A 26762-nucleotide genomic window follows, 5' to 3' on the forward strand; every position below is an offset into this window, starting at 1 on the left:
TACGGGGGCGGGCCCGAACACACCGGCGAAGCGGGGTCAGCCGGTGAGGAGCAGCGCCTCCAGTTCGTCCAGCAGGGCCACGACCCGGGCCGCGCGCTCGGGGTCGTCGCCCACCGCCGCGCGCACCGCCTCCTCCACCGGCCTGGCCGCCCGGCGGTGGACCGCGGCCAGCGCCGGCTCCGTCAGCGTGACGAGGGTGCGCCGCCCGTCGCCGGGGTCGGGCTCGGTCCGGACGAGGCCGCGCTCGCGCATCCGGGCCACCGAGGCCGACACGTGGCTCTGGACGAAGCCCGTCCTGGCCTGGATCTCGCCGACGGTGCCGCCCGGGTGGCGCAGCACGTCCTCGAAGACGGCCTCCTCGCCGGGGGTGAGGGGCGGGCCCTTGGTCTCGCCGGCCGCCGTCTTCGACAGCTCCACCAGCCGCCGTCCGAGCCTTCGCAGTCGTGCCACGTTCATGGTGGCCGATTGTATCGCTGGAGATGTATCGTCAGCGATATGAACGGCGTGGCGAGGACGGCGGTGGGCGCGGCCTGGTTGCGGGCGCGCGAGAGCGAACGGCCCGACCGGCTGTTCGAGGACCCGTACGCGAGCGCCTTCGTGGCGGCGGCGGACGCCCGGTCGCCGCAGGCGGGGCGGGGGAGCAGGGCGGGCGATCTCTTCAGCGCCCACCTGGTGTTCAGGACCAGGTTCTTCGACGACCACCTGAGCGGTTCCGGCTGCGACCAGGTCGTCCTGCTGGCCGCCGGGCTCGACGCCCGCGCCTTCCGGCTCGACTGGCCGCCGGGCGTGCGGCTGTTCGAGCTCGACCTGCCCGAGCTGCTGGCGTTCAAGGAGGGCGTGCTGCGCGGGCTGGCCGCGACGGCGCGCTGCGAGCGCGTCCCGGTGCCGGTGGACCTGCGCGAGGACTGGCCGGGCCGCCTGCGCGCGGCCGGGTTCGACCCGGCCCGGCCGACCGCCTGGCTGATCGAGGGCCTGCTGATCTACCTGAGCCCGGCCGAGGCCGGGCGGCTCCTCGACGGCGTCGGCGCGCTGTCGGCGGCGGGCAGCAGGCTCGCCTTCGAGTACGACCCGGCCGCGGCCGCCGTGCTCGCCGAGCGGGTGCGCACGATGCCCGAGCTGCGGCGGATCGCCACCCTTTGGAAGGGCGGTCCGGGCGAGGACGTCGTCGCCCGGCTGGCCGCCCGCGGCTGGCGGGCGCGTACGGTCGAGGCCTCCGCCCTCGCCGGCCGGTACGGCCGCCCCGCCCCGCGCGGCGGTTTCCTCACCGCGGTGCTGAGTGACGCAGATCACCACAATTCCCCGGAATAGGAGTATGTAAAGGCGGCGTTAGCACCGGCGTGAACGAGGCATACGCGAACGACCACCGCGCCCACCGGGACGCCATGTGTTGTCGCATGCGTATGGGGCGAATGCCGGCCCGTTAGAGACCAGATCCCGCCCGTTCTCCTCGAAGGTCACCATGATCCACACCTTTTGCTTCGTGCTGCGCAGGCTGAGCCACCTGCCCTTCCCTCCCGGCAGCCACTAGATCCCGCCGCTCCGACGGCGACGTTCGTGTGTTGTCCGTGTGTTGTTCGTGTGTTGTTCGTGCAAGGAAGCGGCCCGCCACCCGGCCGCTCTCACTCGTGGGGAATTTTCGTGATCCAGGCTTCCGGCCTGCGCAAGCAGTACGGCCAGACCGTCGCGCTCGACGGCGTCGACCTGCATGTGCGCGAGGGCGAGATCTACGGCGTGCTCGGCCAGAGCGGCGCCGGCAAGAGCACGCTGCTGCGCTGCGTCAACCTGCTCGAACGCCCCACCGCGGGCACGGTCACCGTCGCCGGGCAGGACCTGACCGCCCTGCCCGGCCGCGAGCTCAACCGCGCCAGGCAGCGCATCGGCATGATCCACCAGCACTTCGCGCTGCTGTCCTCGCGCACGGTGGCCGGCAACGTCGCCTTCCCGCTGGAGGTCATGGGCGTGCCCAGGGCCGAACGGCAGCGGCGCGTGGCCGAGCTGCTCGACCTCGTCGGCCTCCAGGGACGCGGCGGCGACCGCCCCCACCAGCTCTCCGGCGGCCAGAAGCAGCGCGTGGGCATCGCCAGGGCGCTGGCGGGCAACCCGTCGGTGCTGCTGTCGGACGAGGCCACCTCCGCGCTGGACCCGGCCACCACCCAGTCGATCCTCGCCCTGCTCAAGCGGCTCAACGCCGAGCTGGGCCTGACGATCCTGCTCATCACCCACGAGATGAACGTCGTCAAGAGCGTCTGCGACTCGGTCGCCATCATGGCCGGGGGACGCATCGAGGAGTCCGGGGCGATCGCCGACCTCATCAGGACGCCCGGCTCCCGCCTGACCAGGGAGATCTTCCCGCTGCCCGAGCCCGCTCCGGCCGGTTCCGTCACGCTCACCTTCACCGGTGACCCGGGCCGGCCGCTGGTCTCGGAGATGGCGCGCAAGTTCGACGTGGACGTCAACATCCTCGGCGGCTCGATCGAGGACCTGGCCGGCGGTTCGGTCGGCCGCCTGCGGGTGGCGCTGACCGGCGCCGAGTCGTCCTCGGCGCTGTCGTTCCTGCGGGAGTCGGGGCTGATCGTCGAAGTCGCGGGGGAGGCCGCATGACCTGGGAAGAGATCGCGCCGCTGCTGTGGCCGGCGACGTGGGAGACCGCCCAGATGGTGGGGTGGGCCACGCTGTTCACCGTGCTGTTCGGGCTGCCGCTCGGCGTGGCGCTCGTGGCCTTCGACCGGGACGGGCTGCGTCCGCTGCCTGCGCTCAAGTCCGTGCTGGGGATCGTCGTCAACATCGGGCGATCGCTGCCGTTCATCGTGCTGATGATCGCGATCATCCCGTTCACCCGGCTCGTCATCGGGACCACGATCGGCACCGCGGCCGTGGTGGTGCCGCTGACCGTGGGGGCCGTGCCGTTCTTCGCCCGGCTGGTCGAGACGGCGCTGCGCGAGGTCGGCACCGACGTCGTCCAGGCCGCGCAGGCCATGGGGGCGAGCCGGACCGCCATCGTGCGCAAGGTCCTGCTGCCCGAGGCGCTGCCGGGCCTGGTGTCGGGGCTGACCGTCACGATCGTCGCGCTCATCGGGTACTCGGCCATGGCGGGCACCGTCGGCGGCGGCGGGCTCGGCGACCTGGCCGTGCGCTACGGCTACCAGCGGTTCGAGACGCTCGTGATGATCGTGACCGTCGTCCTGCTCATCGTCATCGTGCAAATTCTGCAGAGTCTGGGCGACTGGGTCGCTCGGCGTATTTCACATAAGTAAGGGAAAAATCATGAAGATTCGCTCGATATTGGGTGCTGCTGCGCTGTCCCTGTTGCTCGCCGCATGCGGTACGTCGCAGTCCGCGACCTCCACCCCTGCCGCCGAGTCGGCCGACACGGTGCTGAAGGTGGGCGCGAGCCCCGTCCCGCACGGCGAGATCCTGAAGTTCGTCAAGGACAACCTGGCCCCGGCCGCCGGGCTGAAGCTGGAGATCGTCGAGTTCACCGACTACGTCCAGCCGAACGTGCAGCTCGACGAGGGCCAGCTGAACGCCAACTTCTTCCAGCACAAGCCCTACCTGGACGACTTCAACGCCTCCAAGGGCACCAAGCTGAGCTTCGTCACCCCGGTGCACCTGGAGCCGCTCGGCCTGTACTCCAAGAAGATCACCTCGCTGTCGGCGCTGGCGGACGGGGCCACCGTGGCCGTCCCCAACGACGCCACGAACCTCGGCCGCTCGCTCAAGCTGCTCGCCGACAACGGCCTGGTCAAGCTCAAGGACGGCGCGGGCACCGCGGCCACCGAGCGCGACGTCACGGACAACCCCAAGAAGCTGCAGTTCAAGCCCCTTGAGGCGGCCCAGCTCCCGCGCTCGCTCGACGACGTGGACGCCGCGGTGATCAACGGCAACTACGCCATCGAGGCCGGGCTCAAGCCCGCGAGCCAGGCGCTGGTGCTGGAGAAGACCGAGGGCAACCCGTACGTCAACGGGCTCGTCGTCCAGGCCGGCCATGAGAAGGACGCCAACATCGTCACCCTCGGCAAGCTGCTCCAGGACCCGAAGGTCAAGGACTTCATCAAGCAGAAGTACGAGGGCTCGGTGATCCCCGCCGAGTGACCTCTGTCGAGTGATCCCGGCGTCGGCCTGATCCCCGTGTCGGTCGGCGCCCAAGCCGCGGCTCCCCGGTGGAGGGCCGCGGCTTCGGCGCGCCCTAGCGCCGCCGCCGAACGACCGAATACTGTTCTAATATGTACCCGGGAGCCATCGCAGCCGTCACCCCCGACAAGCCCGCTGTGATCATGGCGGGCTCCGGGCGGGTCCTCACCTACCGCGAGCTCGAAGAGGAGTCCAACCGCCTGGCCCACGCCTTCCGCGCGGCCGGGCTCAAGCCCGGCGACCACGTCGCCTTCATGCTCGCCAACCACCCGCTCTTCCTGGCCGTCGCCTGGGCCGCGCACCGCGCGGGCCTGTACTACACGCCGATCAGCTCCCGCCTGCAGACCGACGAACTCGCCTACATCGTGGACAACTGCGGCGCCCGGGTCTTCATCTCCAGCGCGAACCTGGCGGAGGTGGCCGGCTCGATCACCGGCGCCACGCCGCGCGTGGAGCTGCGGCTCATGCTCGACGGCGTCGCCGAGGGCTTCGCCTCCTACGAGGAGACGGTGGCCGGCTGCCCGGTCACCCCGATCGCCGACGAGTGCCAGGGCGCCGACATGCTCTACTCCTCCGGCACGACCGGCCGTCCGAAGGGCGTCAAGGTGGCCGCCTCGCTGGCCCCGCTGGGCGAGTCGAACACGCTTGTCCGGCTCATTCAGGGGCTGTTCGCGCCGTCGGCCGACAGCGTCTACCTCTCGCCCGCGCCGCTGTACCACGCCGCGCCGCTGCGTTACTGCCTGTCCTTCCAGCGGCTCGGCGCCACGGTGGTGGTGATGGAACGCTTCGACCCCGAGGAGTACCTGCGGCTGGTCGAGCGGTACGGGGTGACGCACTCGCAGCTCGTCCCGACGATGTTCATCAAGATGCTGAAGCTGCCGGAGGAGACCCGGACGAAGTACGCCCTGTCGTCGCTGGTCTGCGCCATCCACGCCGCCGCGCCGTGTCCCGTGCCGGTCAAGGAGCAGATGATCTCCTGGTGGGGGCCGGTCATCCACGAGTACTACGCGGGCACCGAGGGCAACGGCTTCCTCTACGTCGGCTCCCAGGACTGGCTGGAGCACAAGGGCACGGTCGGCCGCTCGCTGCTCGGCGTCGTGCACGTCTGCGACGAGGACGGCGAGGACCTGCCGCCGGGCGAGCACGGCACGGTCTACTTCGAGAACGGCGCCCGCTTCGAGTACCACGGCGACCCCGACAAGACCCGCTCGGCGCAGGACCCGAAGGGCCGGGGCTGGACCACCCTCGGCGACATCGGCTACCTGGACGCCGACGGTTTCCTGTACCTCACGGACCGCCGCTCGTACATGATCATCTCGGGTGGGGTGAACATCTACCCGCAGGAGGCCGAGAACGTGCTGGCCGTCCATCCCAAGGTGGCCGACGTGGCCGTGTTCGGCGTACCGGACGAGGAGATGGGGGAGCAGGTCAAGGCCGTCGTCCAGGCGATGACGGCGGCGGAGGCGGGGCCGGCGCTGGAGGCGGAGCTGATCGCGTACTGCCGGGAGCGCCTGGCCCACTACAAGTGCCCGAAGTCGGTCGACTTCCGCGACGAGCTCCCGCGCCACCCGACCGGCAAACTCTACAAACGCCTCCTGAGGGACGAATACTGGCCGGCCCGCACCTGACCACCGGACCGCGATCACACGACCGGCGTCCGGAGTCTGCTGAGAGGAAGCACCGGCCCGCCGCCGCGGGACGGCTGCTCGACAGCGCCGCTCCCGGCCGCCTAGGGTGCTGGCCATGACGGACAGCCCGGTCGTGGGCCAGTGCGAGTGCGGCGCGGCCGCCGGACCGCTGGGCACCTGCGTGAACTACTACCACGCCGTCCTGTCCGAAGAGCAGGGCGACCCCGGGATGTACCGGTGGCACGCGGTGGTGGTCTGCGCGTACTTCCTGCAGCATCCGTCCGAGGCGCACCCGAAGTACCTCGACGGCCAGTTCCGCCAGTTGCAGCTCTGCCTGGACCGGGGCCTGGACGCGCTGCTTCGCGTGGGAGCCCGCCAGGTGGCCAGGAACAGGCGCGGGACGCGGCCGGTCGACGACCTGGAGCCGTTGTCGGCGTACGCGCCGCTCCCGCCGGGTGGGCCGCCCCCGCACTTCCGCGCCACGTTCCGCGACCTCCCGGTCCGGGACGGCAGCTTCGTGTCCGACGGTCACCCGGCCTACGGCCGACGCATCGAGACGATCGCCGAAGCCACGGTGGAGTCCTGGCGCTCCCTCCAGCCTTGACCCCCGCAGGCCGTGGCACTCGTTAGCGGATCGGGGACCCGGCAGCGATCGGATCTTGATCTGGCGATGGCAGCCTCTCGATCATGACCTCATCAGCAGGCGAGCACGCCGACGATCATGTCCCCGTCCTCAAGGCGTCCGGCGGGGGTGACGGCGACCCCGCCGCGACGGTGCGCACGGTCGGGACCGTCGCCATCTGCCTGGGCCTGGCGCTGTCGGTGCTCACCGTCGCCGTGCCGTGGCAGGACGTGCCCACCGCGTGGCTGCTCGTCCACCTGGTGATCGCCCTGGGCGGGTTCGCCCTGCGCATCGAGGCGGCCATTCGTGGCCGCCGCTGACCGGACCCGCCGGTGTACGGAGACCGCGTGAAGCCCCAGAATGGGGTCATGCGCCAGGAGATCGACCGGAGCAGGCTCAAGGTCACCAGCAGGCGGCAGATCGCGGAGATACGGGCCCGGCGGGCTCACGAGCGGGAGTGGCGTGAGGCGCGCAGGATGGCGCACCTGTACCGGAAGATCCGCCTCATCGGGCTGGTGATGATCATCCCCGTCGCCATCGTGGTAGGAGTGCTGCGAGCCCTCGGCGTCATCCCGCCACTGTGACCCCAAGGCGCCGCCCACGTTCGGGCTCGTCCGCACCCCCGTACGAAAGTGGTTTGTAGATTCTTTTCTGTTTTTGGGTGTATATGTCTGGCCCGTGAGCAGCGCAGATAAAGCGTGAGTGAGTCGTCTCACAGAGTTCCGATCACCGCCTTAAGCAGCTCTTACGCCCCTCTTGGCACCCTTGAGTCATAGGGACTTGAGGGAGATGACAGATGAACGCGAACGAGCCTCGCGAGCAGGGCACCGGCGGGTGGAGCCAGTTCGGCGCCACCCCGCCGGCCGCCGGGGGCTTCCCCCGGCGGGACACGATCGTCATGGAGCAGCCGCCTCCTCCTCCGCCGTCCACCCCCGTCAAGGCGCGGCTCAACGCCGGGCAGAAGGCCGTCGCCGGGCTCGCGCTGGCCGCGATGGCCATCGGCGGCGGTGTCGTGGGGGCCGCCGTCGCGACCGCGTTCCAGCCCGAGCCGCAGCAGGTGGTCAGCGCGCCGAGCCCGGTGCTCAGGTCCGCCTCCAACCAGCTCTCCACCGCTGAGGTGGCCGAGCGGGTGCAGCCGTCGGTGGTCATGATCCAGGGGCAGACGGGCGAGGGTTCGGGGGTCGTGCTCTCCGAGGACGGCCTCATCCTCACCAACAACCACGTGGTCGTCGGCGCCTCGCAGGGCGGGGGTCAGATGACGGTCAAGTTCAGCGACGGCAAGACCGCCAAGGCCACGGTGGTGGGCACCGACCCGGCCACCGACCTCGCGGTCATCAAGGCCGAGGACGTCTCGGGGCTGACCAAGGCCACGCTGGGCGACAGCGACCAGCTCAAGGTCGGCGACGACGTGCTGGCCATCGGCAGCCCCCTCGGCCTGGACGGGTCGGTCAGCCGGGGCATCGTCAGCGCCCTGAACCGCACGCTCAAGCTGGGCGGCGAGCAGCGTCAGCAGCTTCCCCCCGGCTTCGGCGGCGAGCAGCAGCAGGGCCAGGTGGAGGGCACCACCATCGGCGACGTCATCCAGACCGACGCCGCGATCAACCCCGGCAACTCCGGCGGCGCGCTGGTGAACGCGGCGGGCGCGCTCGTCGGCATCAACACCGCCATCGCCTCCGACGCGGCCGGCGGCGGCGTCGGCTTCGCGATCCCGGTCAACACCGCCAAGCAGGTCGCCGAGCAGCTCATCAAGACGGGCAAGGTCAGCCACGCCTTCCTTGGCGTGAGCGTCACCGACGCCACCGGCGACGTGCCCGGCGCGCTGATCCGGCAGGTGACCGCGGACAGCCCGGCGGCCAAGGCCGGGCTGCAGGAGGGCGACCTGATCACCAAGATTGGGGACACATCTGTTGACTCAGGCGATACGGTTGTTGGACAGGTCAGAGGTTTCAAACCGGGCCAACAGGTCAAGATCACATATATGAGGGACGGTCGGTCCGCGGAGGCCACCGTCACCCTCCAAGAGAAGAAGTGAACACCAGGACCCCCTCCCGGAGACGGGTGTGCCGTTGAGATCGCTGCGGACTCGGCGGCACACCCCCCCATCAGGCCAAACACCGGCCCATCAGGCGAAACGCCGGCCCTCGTCGCGGCGGTAGGCCCAGGTGGCGGCGGCCGCCGCGACCACCGTCCAGACGCCCAGCATGATCAGCGCGATCCCGTCCGGGCGGACCCCCGCGATGGCCGCCCAGATCAGCTCGGCCGCGCCCCTGGACGGAACGTACGGCGAGACGGCCTCCACGATGTCCGGCAGGATCTGCGGCGGCAGGATCAGCCCGCCCACGATCGCCACGGGGAAGAAGACGATCTGCGCCACCGCGAGCGCCGCCTTCGACGGCAGCGTCAGGCCGAGGAACAGGCCGATCAGCATGAACGGCACCCCTCCGCCGACCAGCGCGGCCAGCCCCAGGGCCAGCCGGACCGGCGTGATGACCGCCTCGGTCAGCAGGGCCGCGACCACCAGCACCGGCACCACCGACAGCAGCATGAGGACCACCGTCGAGACCATCCGCCCGGCCAGCCGCGGGAACGGCCCGGCGGGCAGCGTGCGGGTGTAGGGGTCCCAGGGCTGCTCGCGATCCTGCGAGACCGACGCGCTGAGCCCGATCACCGCCGAGGACATGGCGCCGAAGAACATCAGCGCCCCCGTCGCCGACGTCGCCGCCGCAGGGTCGCCGCCCGCGAACGGCACCACGAACGCCAGCATCGAGATGGCCGGGAACATGGAGCTGGCCAGGATCCCGATGGGCACCCTGAACTGCTCGACGAGCTGCAGCCGGGTGTGGGCCACGATCAGGCTAGACATGCGCGCTCTCCTTGGGGGGCGAGGTCGAGGTGATGGTGAGGAAGGCCTCCTCCAGCGTGGTCGGCCTGACCTCCAGCCCCGAGAACGGGATGCCGCTGCGCACCAGCTCGACCACCAGGCGGTCGGGGTCGGTGGTCAGCAGGCTGACGCGGCCGTCCTGGCGTTCGGTGCTGAGCACGCCGGGCAGCTCGGGCAGGTCCCCGGCGTCGAGCGAGACGCGCCGCACGCCCACCATGTCGCGCACGGCCCGCACGGTGTCGTCGGCCAGGACGCGTCCCTGCCCGACGACGACCACGCGCTGGGCCAGCGCCTCGATCTCCTCCAGGTAGTGGCTGGTCAGGACGACCGTGCCGCCTTCGGCGTGGAAGGCCTGGATGCCGTCCCAGAGGGTGCGCCTGGCCTCGACGTCGAGGCCGGTCGTCGGCTCGTCCAGGAACACCAGGCGCGGGCGGCCGGCGAAGGCCAGCGCCACGGCCAGGCGCCGCTTCTGCCCGCCGGACAGCCCGCCCACCTGCCGCTTGACCAGGTCGCTCAGGCCGAAGCGGTCGAGCAGTTCGTCCCTGCCGAGCGCGTCGGGGAAGTGGGCGCGCACGAAGTCGGCGATCTCGCCGACCCGCAGCGACTCGGGCAGGCCGGTCTCCTGCGGGGTGACGCCGATGCCCCGGCGCATGACGGGGTCCTGGGGCGAGCCGCCGAACAGCTCGACCGTGCCGGAGGTCGGGCGGCGCAGCCCGACGAACAGGTTGATCAGGGTGGACTTGCCCGCGCCGTTCGGGCCGAGCAGGCCGACCAGCTCTCCGGCCCGGATGTCGAGCGAGACGCGGTCGAGCGCGAGCACGTCCCCGTAGCGGCGGGTGACCTCCACCGTTCTGGCGAGGGCCGTCATGGGGTTCCTCCAGCGTTGTCGAGCAAGGCGCGGATCGCCTTGGTGTAGTCCTCGAAGGCCAGCCGTCCGCGCTGGGTGAGCGCGACGTACGTGACGGGGGTGCGGCCCTTGTGGGTCTTGGTGATGCGGACGTAACCGGCGTCCTCCAGCTTGGTCAGGTGCACCGAGAGGTTGCCGGCCGTCATCCCGAGCAGGTCCTTCAGCGAGGGGAAGGCGATCTCGTCGCGCCCGCCGAGGGTGTTGAGCGTGGCGACCACCCGCAGCCTGGCCTGCGCGTGGATCACCGGGTCGAGCTCGGGGACGGCCCCGTCGGGGCTCACATCCGCCGCCGCAGCACGACGCCGGCCGCGATGTAGCCGCCGCCGGTCAGCACGGCCGTCAGCAGCGCGTGCCAGCCGGCGCCGAGCATGACGCCCACGCCGTTGACGACCGCCGTCCACACGCCGACGAAGAACATCGGCCAGTACGTCCAGATCGCGCCGCCGGCCATGTAGAGCAGCGCGACGAGCGTCATGAAGCCGCCGCCCCACAGCAGGCCGCTCTCGGCGGCGGGGAGCTGGGGGCTGAAGCGGATGGCGATCACCGTCATGGAGACCAGGCCGGCCATCCAGGCGTAGCCGTACATCATGCCCTTGGCCGAGGTCTCGCCGCGGACCTGCGCCCCCATCTTCACCATGGCGAAGATCGCGATCGCCCCGGCCAGCGACATGCCGGCGAACAGCACCGCGATCGCCTGCGGGTGGGAGATCGGCGCGTAGGGCACGCCGTCGAGGCCGTAGTGCAGGAACAGCGCCGTGAAGCCGAGCAGCCAGGCCACGCCCCAGGGCACGTAGAGCAGCACCGGGTCGCCGTGCAGCCGCCGGACCGTGGCGGTGCGTTGCTGCTCGATCAGCCGCAGCGTCTCCTCGGGGGTGCGCGCTCCGTCGTCGTCCACCATGCTAACTCCTCTTACCCGCAAACAGGTTTGCATCATAAACCTGATGGCGACGCAAACTCAAAGCGTGGGCAAAGGGGTCGGCTAGCGCCTGGTCAGCGCCTCGGACTCCCACAGGTCGCGGTAGTAACCGGGCACCGCCACCAGCTCGTCGTGCCGTCCGCGCTGGACGACGCGGCCCTCGTCGAGCACCACGACCTCGTCCACCGCCTCCAGGCCCTTGAGCCGGTGGGTCACCAGGACGGTGGTGCGGCCGCGGATGACGTCCAGCAGGTCGGCCATCAGGCGGTCGGCGGTCTCCTCGTCGAGCGCCTCGGCGGGCTCGTCCAGCAGCAGCACGGGCGGGTCGTACAGCAGCGCCCTGGCCAGGGCCAGGCGCTGGAGCTGGCCGCCGGAGACGGTCCTGCCGTCCTCGCCGAGCTCGGCGTCCCAGCCGACGCGCTCGACCCACGGGCCGAGCCTGGCCTCCCGCACGGCCGCCGTCAGCCGCTCGTCACCGGCGTCCGGCCCGGCCAGGCGCAGGTTGTCGCGCAGGGTGGTGCGGAAGATGTACGGGTCCTGGGTGAGGCCGGTCATCAGCGTGCGGACGTCGTCGCCGGACAGGTCGCGCAGGTCGGTCCCGTTGACCCGCACGCTGCCCGACTCCGGCTCGACCAGGCGCATCAGCGCGGCCAGCAGCGTGCTCTTGCCCGCGCCGCTCGGGCCGACGATCGCCACCCGGCGGCCGGGCGTCAGGCGCAGGGAGACGCCGTCGAGCGCGGGCCTGGCGGCCTCGGGGTGGCGGACGACGAGGCCGTCGACCTCGACCGTCAGCGGAGCCGACGGCACGGGCGCGGGCGCGGCGGGCTCGGCGACCGCCGGCGCGGCGGCGCGGACCTCGCGCAGCCGCCGGATCGCGGCGGTGATCCCGGCCATGCGCTCGCCCGCCGCCGCCAGCGGCAGCACCGGCTCGAACGACACCAGCGCGGTCAGCGCGAGCACCGCCGTGGCGACGGAGCCGGCGCCCGCCCCCTGGGCGAGCAGCACGATGGCCGCCACCGTCAGGCCCTGGGCCAGCGTGCCGACCGCCAGGGCGGCGGCGTGCACGCGCGACTGGCGGCGCTCCAGCGCGGCCAGCGCCTCGTCGGCGGCCAGCGCGCCGGACAGCGCCCGCTCGCCCGCGCCGTAGGCGGCCAGGTCGGCCGAGCCGTGCACGAGGTCGGCCACGCGGGCCGCCAGCGCGGCCCTGGCCGGCGCGATCCGGGCCGACCAGCGGCGCGCGGCGGCGGCGGTCGCGGCGGGCAGCAGCACGCCCGCCACCACGAGCCCGGCCACCAGCACCAGCGCGGTCAGCGGCAGCACGAACAGCCCGATGGCGACCGCGGCCAGCCCGGTCAGCAGCGCGGCGGCGGCCGGGAGCAGCGCGCGGACCAGCAGATCCTGGACGGCCTCGGTGTCGTCCACCATGCGGCTGAGCAGGTCGGCGCCGCCGTGGCGGGGGCGCTGGGGCGGGACGAGCGCCTGGTAGAGCCGCTCGCGGGTGCCTGCCTGGGCGCGCAGGGCCACGTCGTGGCCGGTGAGCCGTTCGGCGTAGCGGAAGACGCCCTTGCCGGTCGCGAACGCCCTGGTCGCCACGATGGCCACGCTCAGCGCGGCCAGGGACGGCTGCTGCGCGGCCCTGGTGATCAGCCAGGCGGCGGCCGCGATCAGCCCCAGCCCGGCCAGGTCGGCGGCCGCCCCGGCCAGCACGGCCCAGGCCAGCCGGGTGCCCATGCGCCGGTTCATCGCGCGCTCCCCTCGGGAAGGGAGGCCGCGCTCTGCGGCTCCCGGTGACCGTCGCCGTCCGGGCGGGTGGGCGGACGGTCGCGGGTGGTGTCGGAGACGACGCGGCCCTCGTGCACCCGCACGATCCGGTCGGCCAGGTCGATCATCGCGGGCCGGTGGGCGACGATGACGGCGGTGCGCCCTCGCGCCAGCTCCGCGGTGGCGGCCACGACGGCGGCCTCGCTGCGGCCGTCGAGGCGGGCGGTGGGCTCGTCGAGCAGCAGCGCCGTGGCGTCCGGGCGGCAGAAGCCCCGGGCCAGCGCCACGCGCTGCCGCTGGCCGGCCGACAGGTTCGCGCCGCGCTCGCCGACCACGGTGTCGAACCCCTGGGGCAGGCCGTCCACGAAGTCGGCGTGCGCGGCGGCGGCCGCCCGCCGGACCTGCTCCAGGGTGGCGCCGGGCGCGCCGAGCCGGATGTTGTCGGCCACCGAGGTGGTGAACAGGTGGGGCCGCTGCGGCACGTACGCCAGGGCCGCCCGCCAGCTGTCCAGGTCCAGCTCGCGCAGGTCGGCGCCGTCGACCAGGACGCGCCCCTCGGACGGGCGCAGGAAGCCCAGGACCAGGTGGAGCAGCGTGCTCTTGCCGCCGCCGCTCTCGCCGACCAGCGCCACCCGCTCGCCGGGCGCGATGGCGAGCGTCACGTTCTCCAGGGCGGGCTCGTCCCTGCCGGGGTAGCGGACGGTCACGTTCTCCAGCCGGATCTCCGGCGCGCCGTGCCCGTCGTACCGGCGGGCCGGGCCGGACGGGCCGGACGGGTCGCCGGCGGCCTCGTCCAGGACGGCGAAGGCCGCGTCGGCGGCGGCCACCCCCTCCATGGAGGCGTGGAACCGGGTGCCCATGGCCCGCAGCGGCAGGTACGCCTCCGGCGCCAGCAGCAGCACCAGCAGCGCCGTCGTCAGGTCCAGCGAGCCGCCGAGCAGCCGCAGCCCGATCGGCACCGCCACCAGCGCCAGCGACAGCGACGCGCACAGCTCCAGCACCAGCGACGACAGGAACGCCACCCGCAACGTGCGCATGGTCGCGCTGCGGTGGGCGTCGGCGACCTGCCGGATGACCGTGGCCTGGTAGCGGGCCCGCCCGAAGGCGCGCAGCGTGGGCAGCCCGCGCACCACGTCGAGGAAGTGCCCGCCGAGCCGCGACAGGGCGTGGAACTGCCGCTCGGTGACCGTCTTGGTGGTCATGCCGACCAGCGCGCCGAAGACGGGGATCAGCGGCAGCGTCACCAGGACGATCACCGCGCTGCCCAGGTCGGCGGTGAACAGCCGGACCAGCACGGCCACCGGCACCACGGCCGCCACCGCGATCGAGGGCAGGTAGCCGGTCAGGTAGGCGTCGAGGCCGTCCAGGCCGCGGCCGGTCAGCGTGACCAGCTCGCCCGACCGGTGACCGGTCAGCCTGGACGGGCCCAGCTCGCCCAGGCGGGCCAGCAGCCGGTGGCGCAGCGCGGACTTCACGCCCGTCGCGGTGCGCCCGGCGAAGACGCCCTGCGTCCAGGCCAGCAGCGCCCGGACGCCCACGACGGCGGCCAGCGCCCCCAGCGCGGCGGCGGTGAACCGGCCCGACAGCACGCCGGCCAGCAGCTCGGCCTGCGCGAGCACGAGCAGCCCGGCGAGCACGGCCGCGACCATGGTGACGGTCAGGTGGCGGCGCACCGAGCGCTCGGCCCGCATGAGCCGCAGAAGATCCTTATGCACGTGGCCTTCAGAAGAACGAGGGGAGCGGGACGGCGCCCTTACCTGGCCGGAAAGTCCGCCATACCCATACTTGCGCGCCCAGCATGATCGGCGCGAACGGCAACGCCATGACACTGAGCACATTCAACGTAGCCGCCGGCGCGCTGTGCTCTAGCAAGTACGGCATCGCCCCCGCCAGCAGGCCGACCGCGGGCAGCGCGGCCACCAGCCCGGACAGCAGCAGCGCCCGCCCCGTCCGCACGGCCCCGAACGCGCCCGGCTCCCGCCAGGCCAGGAACGTCCACCCGTGGAAGGCGAACAGCAGGGTGACCAGCACGCCCAGCAGCACCCCGACCGGATGCACCGGCGAGGAGGCGAAACCGGTAGCGGCGGCGTGCAGCGCCATGCCCCACCCGAACGACAACCCCAGCGACCCGAACGCGATCATCGCGTCCCAGAAGCCGCGCCACCGCGCGCCGTCCAGCCGCCGCCGGAACCACAAGCCGGCGTCGCGCACGATCCAGCTCAGCAGCATGGCCACCACCAGCGGGTAGAGCCCGAACAGCACCTGGCCCTCCAGGCGCGGGTACACCCCGAACAGCGTCCCGGCCACCGCCACCAGCCACACCTCGTTGGCCAGCACGAACGGCGCCATCGCGGCCACCATGCGGTCGCGGTTGCCGCGTGTCCTGCCCAGCACCGGCAGCAGCAGGCCGACGCCGAGGTCGAAGCCCTCCAGGGCGAAGTACCCGGCCAGCAGCACCGCGAAGAACAGGAACCAGATCACTTCCATGTCAGCACTCCTAGTAGCTCATCGCCGGGGCGGGCTCGGCGCCGGCCTGGACCGCCCCGAGGTCGAGGTCACGCGGGCCGCGCCGGACGACCCGGGCGATGAGGACGTAGTCGACGACCGCCAGCAGCCCCAGGACGCCGGCGAACCCGATCAGCGAGGCCGTGACCATGCCCGAGGTCAGGCCGGGCGTCAGGGCGTCGGCCACGGTGAGCTTGTGCCAGACCATCCACGGCTGGCGGCCGATCTCCCTGGCCATCCAGCCCAGGATCGCCAGCGCGAACGGCACCGGGGTCATCACGATCAGCACGGTGTGCGTCCACCGCCAGCGCGGCAGCCAGTAGATGAGCGGCAGGAGCACGAACAGCAGCACGAACCCCAGGAGCTGGCCGATCTCGATCATGAGGCCGAGCGGCACCCCGGCGCCCGCGTCGCCGTCGAACTTGCCCTCCTGGACGCCGCCGAACTGCGCGTACCCGAACCCCAGGGCCAGGAAGGCGCCGACCGCCGCCACGCCGACGCCCGTGCGCAGCGACCTGGCGAAGAACAGCGTCTCGCGGGTACGCCGCCGCAGCTGGTACGCGCTGGCCCCGGCCAGCACCAGGCCGCCGGTCAGCAGCCCCGCGCCGATGACGTGGGGGAAGGAGAAGATCAGCGTCTTGTTGGTGAGCAGGGCGCCGAAGTCGACCAGCTCCAGCCGGCCGTTCCTGACCACCGAGCCGGCCGGGTTCTGCAGGAAGGAGTTGGCGACCATGATGAAGAACGCGCTGGCGTACGCGGTCAGCGTCACCAGCCAGATGCAGGCCAGGTGCAGCCACTTGGGCAGCCGCCCCCACCCGAAGATCCACAACCCGAGGAACGTGGACTCCAGGAAGAAGGCCACCAGCGTCTCCATGGCCAGCGGCGCGCCGAACACGTCTCCGGCGTAGTGGGACAGCCCGCTCCACGACAGCCCGAACTGGAACTCCATCACCAGGCCGGTGACGATGCCCAGGGCGTAGTTGATGACGTAGATCTGCCCCCAGAACCGCGTCATGCCGCCGTGCAGCGCGCTGCCGGACAGCACGTGGCGGGTGTGCATGAGCGCCACGACCGGCGCCAGCCCGAGCGTGAGCACGACGAACAGGAAGTGCAGGCTTCCCGTCACGGCGAACTGCGTGCGGGCGAGTTCGAGTACGTCCATTCGATCGACTCCGTTGTTGTGTCTACCTACATATAGGCAGCCTACATGTAGACTGGCTACATGGCGAACGGTTGTCTAGGATCTGGAGCATGAATCCAGACGCGCTGCGCGGGCACATGGACGCGTTGCTGCTCTCGGTGCTGGAGCGGGAGCCGCTGCACGGCTACGCCATCATCGAGGCGCTCCAGGAGCGCAGCGGGGGCGCGCTGAGCGTGCCCACCGGCACCGTCTATCCGGCGCTGCGGCGGCTGGAGCGGGTCGGCTACCTGGCCAGCGAGTGGGCCACGGTGGGCGGGCGCAAGCGGCGCACGTACCGGCTGACCGACCCGGGCAGGAAGCAGCTCGAAGGGGAGCGGTCGGCCTGGCGCGAGTTCACCAGCGTGATCGGCGGCGTGCTCCAGGCCGACACCCGGGCCGACGCGCGGGCCTCAGGCTGAGGAGACCGAGGAGGTCGAGGAGGCTCAGGAGGCCGAGGAGGCCGGGGCGGGCCGGCGGGTGCGGCTGACCCGCAGGCAGCGCGTCGCGCCGTAGATCTGCAGGCCCCAGAACGCGGTGGTGACCAGGTTCGCCAGGAACGCGGGCAGGTAGCCGGTCATCGTGCCCGGACCGGGCGGGCTGTAGGACAGCACGAGGCTCATCGCGCCGCCGAGCGGCAGCATGCCCCACACGACGATGCCCAGCGACCGGGTGACCAGGTGCGGGCGGCGGATCCAGCGGGCGCCGCGGCCCAGCGCCAGCAGGGCGAGGCCGCCGTACAGGCCGGTGGCGAGCTGGCAGACGTCGAGCAGCTTCGAGATCAGGTGGTACCAGGCCGGACGGCCCATCCACAGCGCCGGGTCGGCGGGGTAGGTGCGCCACACCATCGACCACATGAGCGCGGTCAGCGGGACGCTGATGAACAGCAGCAGGCCCAGCCGCCGCCCGGCCGCGGCGGTCAGCTCGCTCTGGTAGCCGGGGGCGATCTCGGTGACCGGGCCGAACTCCGCCACCGCCAGCCGCTCGGCCTCGGCGCGGTCGAGGCCGTCGGCCTCCAGGGCGTCGGCGGTGTCGGACAGGCTGTCGCGGGCCTCGACGACCAGGTCGCGCTTCGCGCCGGACGGGCCGGAGAGCGCGCGATCGAGGTCGGCCACATAGTCGTCGATCCGCATGATCCCAGTCTACGGACCGCGCCGCCGATGGCCTATCAGGGAAGACCCCGATATTTCGCGCCGCGACTTGATATGTCGGAAAAATCCTACGTATAGTGTCCGACATGCTGATTTCCGGGATCCTCACCGTCACCGTGCCCGTCGCCGACCAGGCGCGGGCGCTCGACTTCTACACCGGCGTGCTCGACTTCGAGGTGCGCACCGACAACCCGTTCCCGATGGGCCGCTGGCTCACCGTCGCGCCCAAGGGCGCGGCGACGGCGCTCCTGCTGGCCTCCTGGTTCCCCGACATGGCCCCCGTCGGCGGGCTCGTGGTGGCCGCGCCCGACCTCGACGCTCTGGCCGCCCGGCTCGCCGCGCACGACGTCGCCTTCGAGGGGCCGAGCGCGCAGGCGTGGGGACGCCAGCTGCTCTTCCAGGACCCGTTCGGCAACGGGTTCGTGGTCAGCCAGGCATGACCGCCGACCACGTCTTCACCGCGCTGGCCAGCCCGGCCCGGCGCGAACTGCTGCGCCTGCTGCTCCAGGAGGGCCCCCAGCCCGCCGGGCGGCTGGCCGAGCGCTTCGACATGAGCCGGCCCAGCGTCTCGGAGCACCTCAAGGTGCTCAAGGACGCCGGGCTCGTGGCCGAGGCCCGCAAGGGGCGCGAACGGCACTACCAGCTGGAGGCCGAACCGCTCATGGAGATCCGCGACTGGCTCACCCCGTACGAGAGGTTCTGGCGCGAGAAGCTGACCGGCCTGTCCGCGCTGCTCGACGAGATGGAGGACGAGGATGGCTGACGACCGGACCGCGATCAGGCTGGACGAGTTCCTCAAGCACCCGCCGGCCAAGGTGTGGCGGGCGCTGACCGATCCCGAGCTGATGGCCCGCTGGCTGATGCCCAACGACTTCCGGCTGGAGGTGGGCCACCGGTTCACCTTCACCACCCAGCCGAGGAAGGCGGTGGGGTTCGACGGGACGGTCCACTGCCAGGTGCTGGAGTTCGAGGCGGAGAAGCTGCTGCGGATCAGCTGGAGCGACCGCAAACAGGCCGACTGGACGGTCACCTGGCGGCTGGTGCCGGAGGGCCGGGGCACCCGGCTGTTCCTCGACCACGAGGGCTTCGACCCCGACGACCCCACCCAGCAGCTCTCCCGCCGGATCATGGGCGGCGGCTGGCCCCGGCACTTCACCGTCATCGGCGACCTGGCCGCCACCCTCTGATCCAGCTTCCTGCACGGCCGGCTTTCTGTACGGCCGGCTTTCTGTACGGCCGGGTTCCTACATGGCCGGGTTCCTACATGGGCGGGAGCTCGCGGGTCAGGCGCGAGCTCCACGGGCACCAGTGGCCGCCCGGCAGGAACGCGCCGCCGGCCTCGTCGAGGTGGTCCTCCACGTAGGTCATGCTCGCGTCGCAGACCTCGATGGCCACGTCGAAGAAGCCGATCGTCTCGGGCCGCAGGTGGTAGCTCCACCGGGCGTTGTAGGCGACGGGCCGCTTGACGATGCGGCCGTGCACGTGCGGACGCTCGTCGGTGGCGCCGGCGAGCAGGTCGCGGGCGTGCTGGATCGAGCTGGGGTCGGTGAGCTGGATGACGAACCGGGACCAGCCGCCGGTGTCGGTGAACTCGAAGTACGCCTCTCCGGCCGCCTGGGCCGGGACGGCTCCCGCCGCGGCGAGCAGGACGGCGGACGCCAGCACAGCACTGATCTTGGTGACGATGCGGGGCACGGGGGACACCTCCGAAACTGTCGGCCGCACTCTGCGGCTCGTCACCCAAAGTAATCGAATGAATGCGCAAAGTCACTACGACGGAAGCCGGAGGTGGATCATGACCTGCGCGGCCACCTCCTGCGGCGACCGGCCGTCGGTGTCCAGGCGCACGTCGCCCGCCCCCGCGCGGTCCAGGGCTGCGGCCTCCCGCGCCGCCCGTCCGGCCACGGCCCGCAGGGCGTCCGGGCCGAGCCCGCGCAGCTCGTCGCCGGGTGTGGCCGGGCCGCCTCCCCGGCCGCGCAGCAGCACGCGTTCCAGCAGCGTGGCGGGGGAGGCGTGCAGCCGGAACACGGTCGGAGTCAGGCCGGGAAGCAGGCGGGTGCAGGCGCGGACGGCCTCGTCGGAGTCCGCGCCGCCGGAGACGACCAGGCATTCGGCCCCGGCCGCCCGGTACCCGTCCCACAGCGCGGCCAGGCCGCCGGCCCTGAGCCGGCGGCCCTCCTCAGGCGTGGACGGGCGCAGCGCGGAGATCTGCCGCAGATCGACGTAGGCGGCCCGTACGCCCGACCGGTGGACGCGGCTGAAGACCTCGTAGCCGACCGTCGACTTCCCGGCCGCCGTCGCCCCCGAGAACCACACCAGGGGAACCGGCGCACCGGCACCGGCACCCCCGCCCCGAACAGCCGAGGCGGGCGCCGGCCCGGCGACGGGTGCGGTGAGGGGGACGGTTACGTGGGCGCGGGCGGGCGCGGGTGCGGTGACAGGTTCGGTGACATAGGCGGGGGTGGGCGGCGGCCATCCGCCCAGCCGGTCGAGCACCAGCCGGGCCGTCTCGGCCACCGTCCGGCCGCCGGTGTCCACGCACAGGTCGGCGTACCGGCTGCGGTCCTGCTCGACGGCCTCGGCCACGGCCGCCTCCACCAGGTCCGGACGCCAGCCGCGTCCCAGGAACCGCTCCCGCAGCTCCGCGTGGGGGACCCGCAGCCGGCACACGGTGAACGCCGCGCCGGGCAGCAGCGCGGTGTACTCGCCGACCTCCTCGGGCGTGTCCACGAAACCGGCCAGCACCAGGCAACGCATCCCGGCGCGCCTGAACCCGGGCCACAGGGCCGCCAGGTTGCGCGCCCGCAGGCGATGCGTGCCGCCCTCCGGCGCCGGATGACACAGGGCGATCTGGTCGGTGTCGAGGAACGCCGCCTTGACGCCGCTGCGGCCCAGCCGGTCGAAGATCTCCCAGCCGGCCGAGGACTTGCCGGCGCCCGTGGGGCCCGTCAACCACAGCAGCGGCAGCGGATCGTTGCTCACCGGCGCGACCCTAGCGAGCCCGGTCCGCCGCCCGCCACCGCATTTCGGCCCGCCCGCTGATGGATGACCGGACCGCCCGGCCCGGCTACTGGTGCAGGACCGGGTTGTGGTGGACCGCCTGGCGGGCCGCGTGCGAGGTGGAGCTCCACAACACCGCCGCCGCCGTCAGCGCCGCGAGCAGGGTGCACCAGGCGACCGCGCGTCCGAGGCGCATGCCGTACCCCCACAGCAGCCACGACAGCGACAGCCACCAGTGCTCACCGGCCTGGCGGCGCATCTCCATGGCGGCGAAGGCGAAGTCCGCCGAGGTGTCGCGGTCCTCGATCCGGCCGCGCAGCTCGGCGTAGAGGGAGGCCAGCAGGTCGGGGGTGGGGGGCGAGCCGCCGGCGGCGTCCCAGCCGCGCAGGGCGTGCTCGTCGGCCAGCGCGCTGCGCCGCGAGATCCAGCGCAGCATCGGACGGCGCAGGCTGACCCGCACCCCGCGCGGCGTGAGCGCGAACGTGCAGTTCCTGACCCGCACCCCGGCCGGGTGCGTGAGCCCGGCGAAGCCGCATCCCGACAGGTCGAGGCCGGTCAGCGTGAGGCTGGCGGCGTCCACCTGGCGCAGCGAGCTCAGCATCGACAGGCCCTTGCCGGTCACCGAGGCGGGCCCGTGCAGCACGGCGCCCTCCAGGTCGGCGCTGGAGTCGGTCAGCCGCACGGTGGCGGCCCCGAAGACCTCGGCCCGCCGCAGGTCCACCCCGCAGCGCGCGACCGTCACGTCGAGCAGGCCGTCGGCGCGGGTGCGCGCGGCCGAGAGCCTGCCGGAGGCCGACAGGTAGGCGTCCCCGGCGAAGTGGGCGTAGTCGAACCCCGCCTGTCCGCGCACCTTGCGGAAGGAGAGGGTCCGGCCGAACCTGGCCCCGCGGAACGTGGCGCCGGTGCCCAGACGGGCGTCGTCGAAGGTGGCGTACCCGTCGAACCGGGCGCCCTCGCAGGAGAGCCCGTGCTCGAAGACGGCCTGGCCGAACAGCGCGTCGCGGGACATGACGGCCCGGTCCAGCGAGACGTGCCCACGGACGCGTACGCCGTGGAAGGACAGCTCGCGCGTGAACCTGGCCGCCGCCAGCGACACGTTCCCCTCGAAACGGGCCCCGAAGAAGGAGGCGAGCCGCTCGAACCTGGCTCCGTCGAGCGACACGTCCCCGGCGAACGTCACGCCCGACAGCCTGACGTCGCCGGTGAACCTGGCCCGGTCGAGCCGGGCGCGGCCCGGTCGGCAACTCGTCGCCTCCAGGACCCGCGCGAGCAGGTCGCCGTTGACGGTGGTGCCGCGGAGGTCGAGCAGCCTGCCGGGGGACAACCGGGCGAGGACGGCGGGCAGGTCCTCGGCCGGCAGATGCGCCAGGCACAGGCCGGACGGCTGTTGGGCGATTCCGGGGCAGGCAGCAGAAAACGCGCAGGTGACCCAGTCCATGCACTGGTCATACCCGCGTGCCGCCAATGTCAAGGTTCGATGATTTAATGTTCTATCCACTTTTGTGTGGAAATATGCGGGCAATAATCCCTCTAAAGTGCCGGTCATGCGCGTTTTATCCCGAGCAGTACTCGCTGCCCTCGTGGCGGGCGCCCTGACCGCCACCCCGGCCCTCGCCGACACGGCGGCGGCGCCCTGTGACACCCCGGCCGACCGCCGCGTCGCCGAGGTGCAGGGCAGCGGCGACACCGGCCCCCTGACCGGCCAGACCGTACGGGTCGAAGGCATCGTGACCGGCGACTTCCAGCGGACCGACCAGCTCAGCGGCTTCTTCCTCCAGGACCCGCGGCCGGACGCCGACCCCCGGACCTCCGAGGGCCTGTTCGTCTTCGCCCGCGAGTCCTTCAAGGACGTCAGGACCGGCGACCGCGTCCTGGTCACCGGCAAGGCCACCGAGTTCAACGGCTGGACCGAGCTGTCCCCGGTCACCGCCGTGGACGTCTGCGGCACCGGGAGCGTGGCGGCGCAGCCGTACACGCTGCCCCCGGCCGCGGACGGCCTGGAGGCCGTCGAGAACATGCTGCTCACCTTCCCGCAGCCGCTCACCGTGGACGACAACTACAACCTGGGCCGCTTCGGCGAGGTCACGGTGTCGGCGCACGGCCGGCTGTACCAGCCCACCGACCGGCCCGGCGTGGACCCCGCCGGCGACACGCGCCGCTCGCTGCTCATCGACGACGGCTCCAACCGGGAGAACCCGGCGACGCTGCCGCCCGTCACGCGGGCGGGCGCCGTGGCCGCCGGCGTCACCGGCGTGCTCGGGTACGGCTTCGGCGAGTACCGCCTCCAGCCCACCAAGCCGATCGCCTACCTGGACGCCAACCCGCGCACGCCGCGCCCCTTCCCGGTGGTGGGCAACGTGACGGTGGCCTCGTTCAACACCCTCAACTGGTTCACCACCATCGGCTCGCGCGGCGCGAGCAACGCCAACGAGCAGCAGCGGCAGCTCGCCAAGCTGGTGGCCGCGCTGAAGGGCCTGGACGCCGACGCGGTCGCCCTCATGGAGGTCGAGAACAACGGCCAGACCGCGCTGCAGGCGCTCGTGGACGCCGTCAACGCCGAGGTCGGCGCCGGCACGTACGCGGCCCTCAGCCACCCCCACCCCGGCACGGACCTCATCCAGGTCGGCCTGATCTACAAGCCGGGCAAGCTCACCCCGGTCGGCGAGACCAGGGCCTCCCAGGACCCCGTCTTCAGCCGTCCGCCGCTGATCCAGACCTTCCGCAGGAAGGGCGGCGGCCAGCCGTTCACCATGATCGTCAACCACCTCAAGTCCAAGGGCAGCTGCCCGGCCGACGGCCCCGACGCCGACCAGGGCGACGGCCAGAGCTGCTGGAACCCCACCCGCGTCAAGCAGGCGCAGGCGCTGCTCGGCATCATCGGCGACCAGGACCTGCCCAACCCGCTGGTGCTCGGCGACCTCAACGCCTACGGCGAGGAGGACCCGATCGACACGCTGGAGGCCGGCGGCCTGACCAGCCTCACCAAGCGGTTCGTGCCGCAGGCGCAGCGCTACAGCTACCTGTTCGACGGCCTGGCCGGCGAGCTCGACCACGCCTTCGCCGGCAAGCAGCTGCTCAAGCGGGTGACCAGCACCACGATCTGGCACATCAACTCCGACGAGCCGCGCATCCGCGACTACAACACCGAGTTCAACCCGCCCGGCCTCTACCAGCCGGACGCCTACCGCTCCTCCGACCACGACCCCCTGGTGATCGGCCTGACCCTGCCCGGCGGCCACTGACCCGTGCGGAAGGCGCGGCCCGCGGGCCGCGCCTTCCGGCGTCCCGGATCGCCGCCCGCAGCGGGGTTGCGCGCCTCCAGGGCATGGAATGCTGGTGGGGGGTACGTGGTTGACACGGTTGCAATTTCACCGAAGAGCGAGGAGCCACTTGTGGCGACCATCGAAGTAACAGAGAAGAACTTCAACGACATCGCCGACAAGGGCATCGTGCTGCTCGACTTCTGGGCGACGTGGTGCCCGCCGTGCAAGAAGTTCGGGCCGATCTTCGAAGCGGCCTCCGACAAGCACGACGACATCACCTTCGGCAAGATCGACACTGACGCGGAGCAGGCGCTCGCGCAGGGCTTCGACATCACCTCGATCCCCACGCTGATGGCGATCCGCGACGGCATCGTGGTCTTCGCCCAGGCCGGCGCGATCCCGGGCCCGGCCCTGGAGGACCTCATCCGCCAGGTCCGCGCCCTCGACATGGACGCGATCCGGGCCGAGCTCAGCGAGGAGCTGAAGAACGCCGAGCAGAACTGACCCCGGCGGGCCCCGCCTGCACGGCGGGGCCCTCGCGTCGCCCGGCCCGCGCCAGGGCGGCGGCCAGCGGGAACACCGCGATCACCACGAGCGTGCCGGGCAGCCCGGCCAGGCGTGACAACGCGCCCGCCACGCCCAGCCCGATCCCGCCGCCGACGAAGAACGTCAGGTTCAGCAGGCCCATCGCGCCGCCGCGCCGCTCCACCGGGAAGCTCGCCGACATCCGGGCCGTGATCACCACCTGGGCCAGCGAGAACGCCGGGAACCCGAGCGAGGCGGCCACCACCAGCAGCACCGCGGCCCACCCCGCCGGCCCACCATGCCCACCCGGCCCGCCCGGCCCGTCCTGCCCGTCCTGCCCGCCGGTGAGCGCCCCGGCGAGCCCCGCCGCCACCAGGCTGAGCGCGAACGCCGCGGCCACGGCGGGCAGCAGCCACGACCGGGTGCCCGCGATCCTGGCCAGCGCCACGCCCACCAGCGCGCCCGGCAGCAGCCAGGCGCCGATCGTCAGCACGCTCCACCCGTGCACCCCGGCCAGGAGTTGCGGGGCGGCCCACATGGTGGCGAACAGGCCGCCGTACACGCCGACGCCGATCAGGGCGGCCCCGCGGAAGACCCGGTCGGCCGGCAGGTCACGCGGGACGAACCCGCCCGCCGCCGTACGGGTGCGCCGGACCAGCGCGGCCCCCGCGACCACCGCCACCACCCCGGCCAGCGCCGCGACCGGCCAGGTCAGCCCCAGGTTGGCCGACTGGACGAGCACGAGGAACGCCGACACGCCCGCCGCCAGCAGCCCCGCGCCCACGACGTCCACCCGGCCGCCCGACCCCGCCCGCCGCGCCACCGGCAGGCAGAACGGCACCGCCACCAGCGCCAGAGCGGGCAGCGCGAGCGTGAGCCGCCACGACAACGCCTGGGTGACCAGCCCCCCGGCCAGCGTCGCGCCCGCCGAGAAGACTGCCATCGCGCTGCCGAACCAGGCCAGCACCGCCTGACGCCGCTCCGGCTCTGCTGTGGCCGCCAGGTTCAGCGCGACCGCCGACAGCCCGCCCGACCCGGCCGCCAGCACCGCCCGCGCCGCCACGAGCGCGGCCAGCGACGGCGCCGCCAGGCAGGCCAGCGCCCCGAGCGCCAGCACCGCCGAGCCGAGCAGCAGCGTGCGGCGCACCCCCCACGCGTCCGACAGGCGCCCGAACAGCGCCGTCCCGATGCCCAGCGCCAGCGCGTGCGCGGTCAGCACCCACACCACCGCGCCAGGTCGCGCCCCCAGCGCGGCGGCGACGTCCGGCAGGGCCACTCCGGCCGCCGTGACGCCGAACACGGCCGGGCCGAAGAGCGCGCCCAGCCTGATCCCGATCGATCCACTCCCGTTCATGCGGGACAGTCCATCGCGGGAAGAGCGGGCGAACCAGGAGACGTTCTCCTGGACAGTCATCACGGATCATGATGAATGGAGACACCGTGGAGCTGCGGCAGCTCGCCTACTTCGTCGCCGTCGCCGACGAGGGCGGCTTCGGCCGGGCCGCCGAGCGGCTGCATATCGTGCAGCCCGCGGTCAGCCAGCAGGTGAGCAGGCTGGAACGCGAGCTGGGCGCCCGCCTGTTCGACCGGTCGACCCGGCACGTGCGGCTGACCGAGGCGGGGGAGCGGCTGCTGCCCGAGGCCCGCGAGGTGCTCGCCGCGGCCGAACGGGCCCGCCGGGCGGTCACCGGCCACCTGGCCGAGTCCACCGTGCGGCTCGGCGTGTCCGCCGCGCCCGGCACCCGCCTGTACCCGATGCTCGACCGGCTCGACCCCGGCCTGCGGGTCCGGCTCAGCAAGCAGGGGCTGGCCGAGCGGCTGGCGGCGGTGCGCTCCGGCGACCTGGACGCCGCCCTGGTGCGTCTCGTGGACGCCGCGCCCGGCCTGGAGTTCTTCCCCGCCTGGACCGAGCCGCTGGTCGTGGCGCTGCCCGCCGGCCATCCGCTGGCCGGCTCCGGCACCCTCAGCCTCGCCCAGCTGGGCGACCTGCCCGTACGGCTCGCCCCCCGCGAGCGCAACCCGTCCTTCCACGACCTGGTCACCGGGGCCCTGGCGCGGGCGGGCGTGGACCCGCCGCGCGGCCCGGCCTTCACCGGCCTGCACGACACGCTCATCGACCTGGCCTCGGGCCCGCCGTCGTGGACGCTGTTCTACCCGGTCTTCGACGACCTGCCGCCGATCCGCGGCGTGGCCTACGCCGGCCTGGACGAGCCCGAGGTGCGCACCTACCTCGCCGTGCCGCCCGGTCCGCCCACGGCCCGGGTACGCCGGGTCCTGGCCGCCCTGGCCTGACCG

At 72.7% G+C, this 26762-nt stretch carries 30 protein-coding genes; 16 read left to right on the forward strand and 14 right to left on the reverse strand.

Features of this window, described 5'->3' with window-relative positions; translation table 11 throughout:
• Nucleotides 1–36: 36 nt before the first annotated feature.
• Nucleotides 37–456, reverse strand: coding sequence for a MarR family winged helix-turn-helix transcriptional regulator (locus ACFYYW_RS04475; protein WP_352329105.1), 420 nt, complete (start codon nucleotides 454–456; stop codon nucleotides 37–39).
• 39 nt (nucleotides 457–495) lie between these two features.
• Here ACFYYW_RS04475 and ACFYYW_RS04480 point away from each other — a divergent pair, with 39 nt between their 5' ends.
• The 9 genes from ACFYYW_RS04480 to ACFYYW_RS04520 all read left to right on the forward strand — a co-directional run bounded on the left by ACFYYW_RS04480 (nucleotide 496) and on the right by ACFYYW_RS04520 (nucleotide 8413).
• Complete coding sequence (locus tag ACFYYW_RS04480; protein WP_387644983.1) at nucleotides 496–1308, forward strand: SAM-dependent methyltransferase; 813 nt, start codon at nucleotides 496–498, stop codon at nucleotides 1306–1308.
• 330 nt (nucleotides 1309–1638) lie between these two features.
• Nucleotides 1639–2601, forward strand: coding sequence for an ATP-binding cassette domain-containing protein (locus ACFYYW_RS04485; protein ID WP_352329102.1), 963 nt, complete (start codon nucleotides 1639–1641; stop codon nucleotides 2599–2601).
• Complete coding sequence (locus ACFYYW_RS04490) at nucleotides 2598–3254, forward strand: methionine ABC transporter permease (RefSeq protein WP_352329100.1); 657 nt, start codon at nucleotides 2598–2600, stop codon at nucleotides 3252–3254. The genes ACFYYW_RS04485 and ACFYYW_RS04490 overlap by 4 nt, the downstream gene beginning before the upstream one ends.
• Nucleotides 3255–3264: 10 nt before the next feature.
• Nucleotides 3265–4092 carry a MetQ/NlpA family ABC transporter substrate-binding protein gene (locus tag ACFYYW_RS04495; protein WP_364413344.1) on the forward strand — a complete coding sequence of 276 codons (828 nt, stop codon included), beginning with the start codon at nucleotides 3265–3267 and terminating at the stop codon, nucleotides 4090–4092.
• Between the two features lie 131 nt (nucleotides 4093–4223).
• Nucleotides 4224–5759: an AMP-binding protein gene (locus ACFYYW_RS04500; protein ID WP_387644988.1), complete on the forward strand. Its 1536-nt coding sequence runs from the start codon at nucleotides 4224–4226 to the stop codon at nucleotides 5757–5759.
• Nucleotides 5760–5874: 115 nt separating this feature from the next.
• On the forward strand, nucleotides 5875–6363 hold the full coding sequence (locus ACFYYW_RS04505) for a DUF5946 family protein (RefSeq protein WP_387644991.1): 489 nt from the start codon (nucleotides 5875–5877) through the stop codon (nucleotides 6361–6363).
• Nucleotides 6364–6446: 83 nt separating this feature from the next.
• Complete coding sequence (locus tag ACFYYW_RS04510) at nucleotides 6447–6701, forward strand: hypothetical protein (protein ID WP_387644993.1); 255 nt, start codon at nucleotides 6447–6449, stop codon at nucleotides 6699–6701.
• A 27-nt stretch (nucleotides 6702–6728) separates the two neighbouring features.
• Nucleotides 6729–6965, forward strand: a complete 237-nt coding sequence (locus ACFYYW_RS04515; RefSeq protein WP_387644994.1) for a hypothetical protein — start codon at nucleotides 6729–6731, stop codon at nucleotides 6963–6965.
• Between the two features lie 212 nt (nucleotides 6966–7177).
• Nucleotides 7178–8413, forward strand: a complete 1236-nt coding sequence (locus ACFYYW_RS04520) for a S1C family serine protease (RefSeq protein ID WP_387644997.1) — start codon at nucleotides 7178–7180, stop codon at nucleotides 8411–8413.
• A 90-nt stretch (nucleotides 8414–8503) separates the two neighbouring features.
• Here ACFYYW_RS04520 and ACFYYW_RS04525 read toward each other — a convergent pair whose 3' ends face one another.
• From ACFYYW_RS04525 to ACFYYW_RS04560, 8 genes are all read right to left on the reverse strand, one after another.
• Nucleotides 8504–9244 carry an ABC transporter permease gene (locus ACFYYW_RS04525; protein ID WP_352331117.1) on the reverse strand — a complete coding sequence of 247 codons (741 nt, stop codon included), beginning with the start codon at nucleotides 9242–9244 and terminating at the stop codon, nucleotides 8504–8506.
• A complete protein-coding gene (locus ACFYYW_RS04530) occupies nucleotides 9237–10130 on the reverse strand; it encodes an ABC transporter ATP-binding protein (RefSeq protein WP_387645001.1) in 894 nt (297 codons plus the stop codon). The genes ACFYYW_RS04525 and ACFYYW_RS04530 overlap by 8 nt, the downstream gene beginning before the upstream one ends.
• Nucleotides 10127–10450 carry a transcriptional regulator gene (locus tag ACFYYW_RS04535; RefSeq protein ID WP_352328377.1) on the reverse strand — a complete coding sequence of 108 codons (324 nt, stop codon included), beginning with the start codon at nucleotides 10448–10450 and terminating at the stop codon, nucleotides 10127–10129. The genes ACFYYW_RS04530 and ACFYYW_RS04535 overlap by 4 nt, the downstream gene beginning before the upstream one ends.
• Nucleotides 10447–11067, reverse strand: a complete 621-nt coding sequence (locus ACFYYW_RS04540) for a hypothetical protein (protein WP_387645004.1) — start codon at nucleotides 11065–11067, stop codon at nucleotides 10447–10449. Before ACFYYW_RS04540 ends, ACFYYW_RS04535 begins: the two co-directional genes overlap by 4 nt.
• Nucleotides 11068–11148: 81 nt before the next feature.
• On the reverse strand, nucleotides 11149–12828 hold the full coding sequence (cydC, locus tag ACFYYW_RS04545; RefSeq protein WP_387645007.1) for a thiol reductant ABC exporter subunit CydC: 1680 nt from the start codon (nucleotides 12826–12828) through the stop codon (nucleotides 11149–11151).
• Nucleotides 12825–14561: a thiol reductant ABC exporter subunit CydD gene (gene cydD, locus ACFYYW_RS04550; RefSeq protein ID WP_387645010.1), complete on the reverse strand. Its 1737-nt coding sequence runs from the start codon at nucleotides 14559–14561 to the stop codon at nucleotides 12825–12827. Before cydD ends, cydC begins: the two co-directional genes overlap by 4 nt.
• 7 nt (nucleotides 14562–14568) lie before the next feature.
• Entirely contained in the window at nucleotides 14569–15333 is a 765-nt protein-coding gene (locus ACFYYW_RS04555) for a cytochrome d ubiquinol oxidase subunit II (RefSeq protein ID WP_387645013.1), read from the reverse strand.
• 10 nt (nucleotides 15334–15343) lie between these two features.
• Entirely contained in the window at nucleotides 15344–16513 is a 1170-nt protein-coding gene (locus tag ACFYYW_RS04560; protein WP_387645016.1) for a cytochrome ubiquinol oxidase subunit I, read from the reverse strand.
• Between the two features lie 89 nt (nucleotides 16514–16602).
• Here ACFYYW_RS04560 and ACFYYW_RS04565 point away from each other — a divergent pair, with 89 nt between their 5' ends.
• On the forward strand, nucleotides 16603–16950 hold the full coding sequence (locus ACFYYW_RS04565; protein WP_352328371.1) for a helix-turn-helix transcriptional regulator: 348 nt from the start codon (nucleotides 16603–16605) through the stop codon (nucleotides 16948–16950).
• Nucleotides 16951–16974: 24 nt separating this feature from the next.
• On the opposite strand, the gene ACFYYW_RS04570 is transcribed toward ACFYYW_RS04565, so the two are convergent.
• Nucleotides 16975–17661 (reverse strand): permease prefix domain 1-containing protein, encoded by a 687-nt coding sequence (locus tag ACFYYW_RS04570; protein ID WP_387645019.1) that lies wholly within the window; start codon nucleotides 17659–17661, stop codon nucleotides 16975–16977.
• 104 nt (nucleotides 17662–17765) lie between these two features.
• On the opposite strand from ACFYYW_RS04570, the gene ACFYYW_RS04575 reads away from it, so the two are divergent.
• Genes ACFYYW_RS04575 through ACFYYW_RS04585 form a run of 3 tightly spaced genes read left to right on the forward strand, consistent with a single transcriptional unit; the run spans nucleotide 17766 to nucleotide 18866 of the window.
• Complete coding sequence (locus ACFYYW_RS04575) at nucleotides 17766–18119, forward strand: VOC family protein (protein WP_387645022.1); 354 nt, start codon at nucleotides 17766–17768, stop codon at nucleotides 18117–18119.
• Entirely contained in the window at nucleotides 18116–18442 is a 327-nt protein-coding gene (locus ACFYYW_RS04580) for an ArsR/SmtB family transcription factor (protein ID WP_387645025.1), read from the forward strand. Before ACFYYW_RS04575 ends, ACFYYW_RS04580 begins: the two co-directional genes overlap by 4 nt.
• Nucleotides 18435–18866 carry an SRPBCC domain-containing protein gene (locus tag ACFYYW_RS04585; RefSeq protein ID WP_352330228.1) on the forward strand — a complete coding sequence of 144 codons (432 nt, stop codon included), beginning with the start codon at nucleotides 18435–18437 and terminating at the stop codon, nucleotides 18864–18866. The genes ACFYYW_RS04580 and ACFYYW_RS04585 overlap by 8 nt, the downstream gene beginning before the upstream one ends.
• Nucleotides 18867–18939: 73 nt before the next feature.
• Here the strand turns inward: ACFYYW_RS04585 and ACFYYW_RS04590 are convergent, their stop codons facing one another.
• The 3 genes from ACFYYW_RS04590 to ACFYYW_RS04600 all read right to left on the reverse strand — a co-directional run bounded on the left by ACFYYW_RS04590 (nucleotide 18940) and on the right by ACFYYW_RS04600 (nucleotide 22117).
• The gene (locus ACFYYW_RS04590; protein WP_387645028.1) at nucleotides 18940–19374 is read right to left on the reverse strand and encodes a calmodulin-binding protein; all 435 of its coding nucleotides are present in this window, start codon (nucleotides 19372–19374) and stop codon (nucleotides 18940–18942) included.
• Between the two features lie 75 nt (nucleotides 19375–19449).
• The gene (locus tag ACFYYW_RS04595) at nucleotides 19450–20661 is read right to left on the reverse strand and encodes a hypothetical protein (protein WP_387645029.1); all 1212 of its coding nucleotides are present in this window, start codon (nucleotides 20659–20661) and stop codon (nucleotides 19450–19452) included.
• A gap of 85 nt (nucleotides 20662–20746) precedes the next feature.
• Nucleotides 20747–22117 (reverse strand): pentapeptide repeat-containing protein, encoded by a 1371-nt coding sequence (locus tag ACFYYW_RS04600; protein WP_364413357.1) that lies wholly within the window; start codon nucleotides 22115–22117, stop codon nucleotides 20747–20749.
• A gap of 106 nt (nucleotides 22118–22223) precedes the next feature.
• Here ACFYYW_RS04600 and ACFYYW_RS04605 point away from each other — a divergent pair, with 106 nt between their 5' ends.
• Together ACFYYW_RS04605 and ACFYYW_RS04610 are read left to right on the forward strand one after the other, a co-directional pair.
• The gene (locus ACFYYW_RS04605; RefSeq protein ID WP_387645031.1) at nucleotides 22224–23921 is read left to right on the forward strand and encodes an ExeM/NucH family extracellular endonuclease; all 1698 of its coding nucleotides are present in this window, start codon (nucleotides 22224–22226) and stop codon (nucleotides 23919–23921) included.
• A 150-nt stretch (nucleotides 23922–24071) separates the two neighbouring features.
• Nucleotides 24072–24446 (forward strand): thioredoxin family protein, encoded by a 375-nt coding sequence (locus ACFYYW_RS04610; RefSeq protein ID WP_352329467.1) that lies wholly within the window; start codon nucleotides 24072–24074, stop codon nucleotides 24444–24446.
• Here ACFYYW_RS04610 and ACFYYW_RS04615 read toward each other — a convergent pair.
• The gene (locus tag ACFYYW_RS04615; RefSeq protein WP_387645034.1) at nucleotides 24412–25821 is read right to left on the reverse strand and encodes an MFS transporter; all 1410 of its coding nucleotides are present in this window, start codon (nucleotides 25819–25821) and stop codon (nucleotides 24412–24414) included. The two genes, ACFYYW_RS04610 and ACFYYW_RS04615, sit on opposite strands and share 35 nt — an antisense overlap.
• Nucleotides 25822–25907: 86 nt before the next feature.
• Here ACFYYW_RS04615 and ACFYYW_RS04620 point away from each other — a divergent pair, with 86 nt between their 5' ends.
• A complete protein-coding gene (locus tag ACFYYW_RS04620; protein WP_387645037.1) occupies nucleotides 25908–26759 on the forward strand; it encodes a LysR family transcriptional regulator in 852 nt (283 codons plus the stop codon).
• Nucleotides 26760–26762: the final 3 nt, after the last annotated feature.

Source organism: Nonomuraea sp. NPDC001831, assembly GCF_042892035.1.
Lineage (GTDB): Bacteria > Actinomycetota > Actinomycetes > Streptosporangiales > Streptosporangiaceae > Nonomuraea.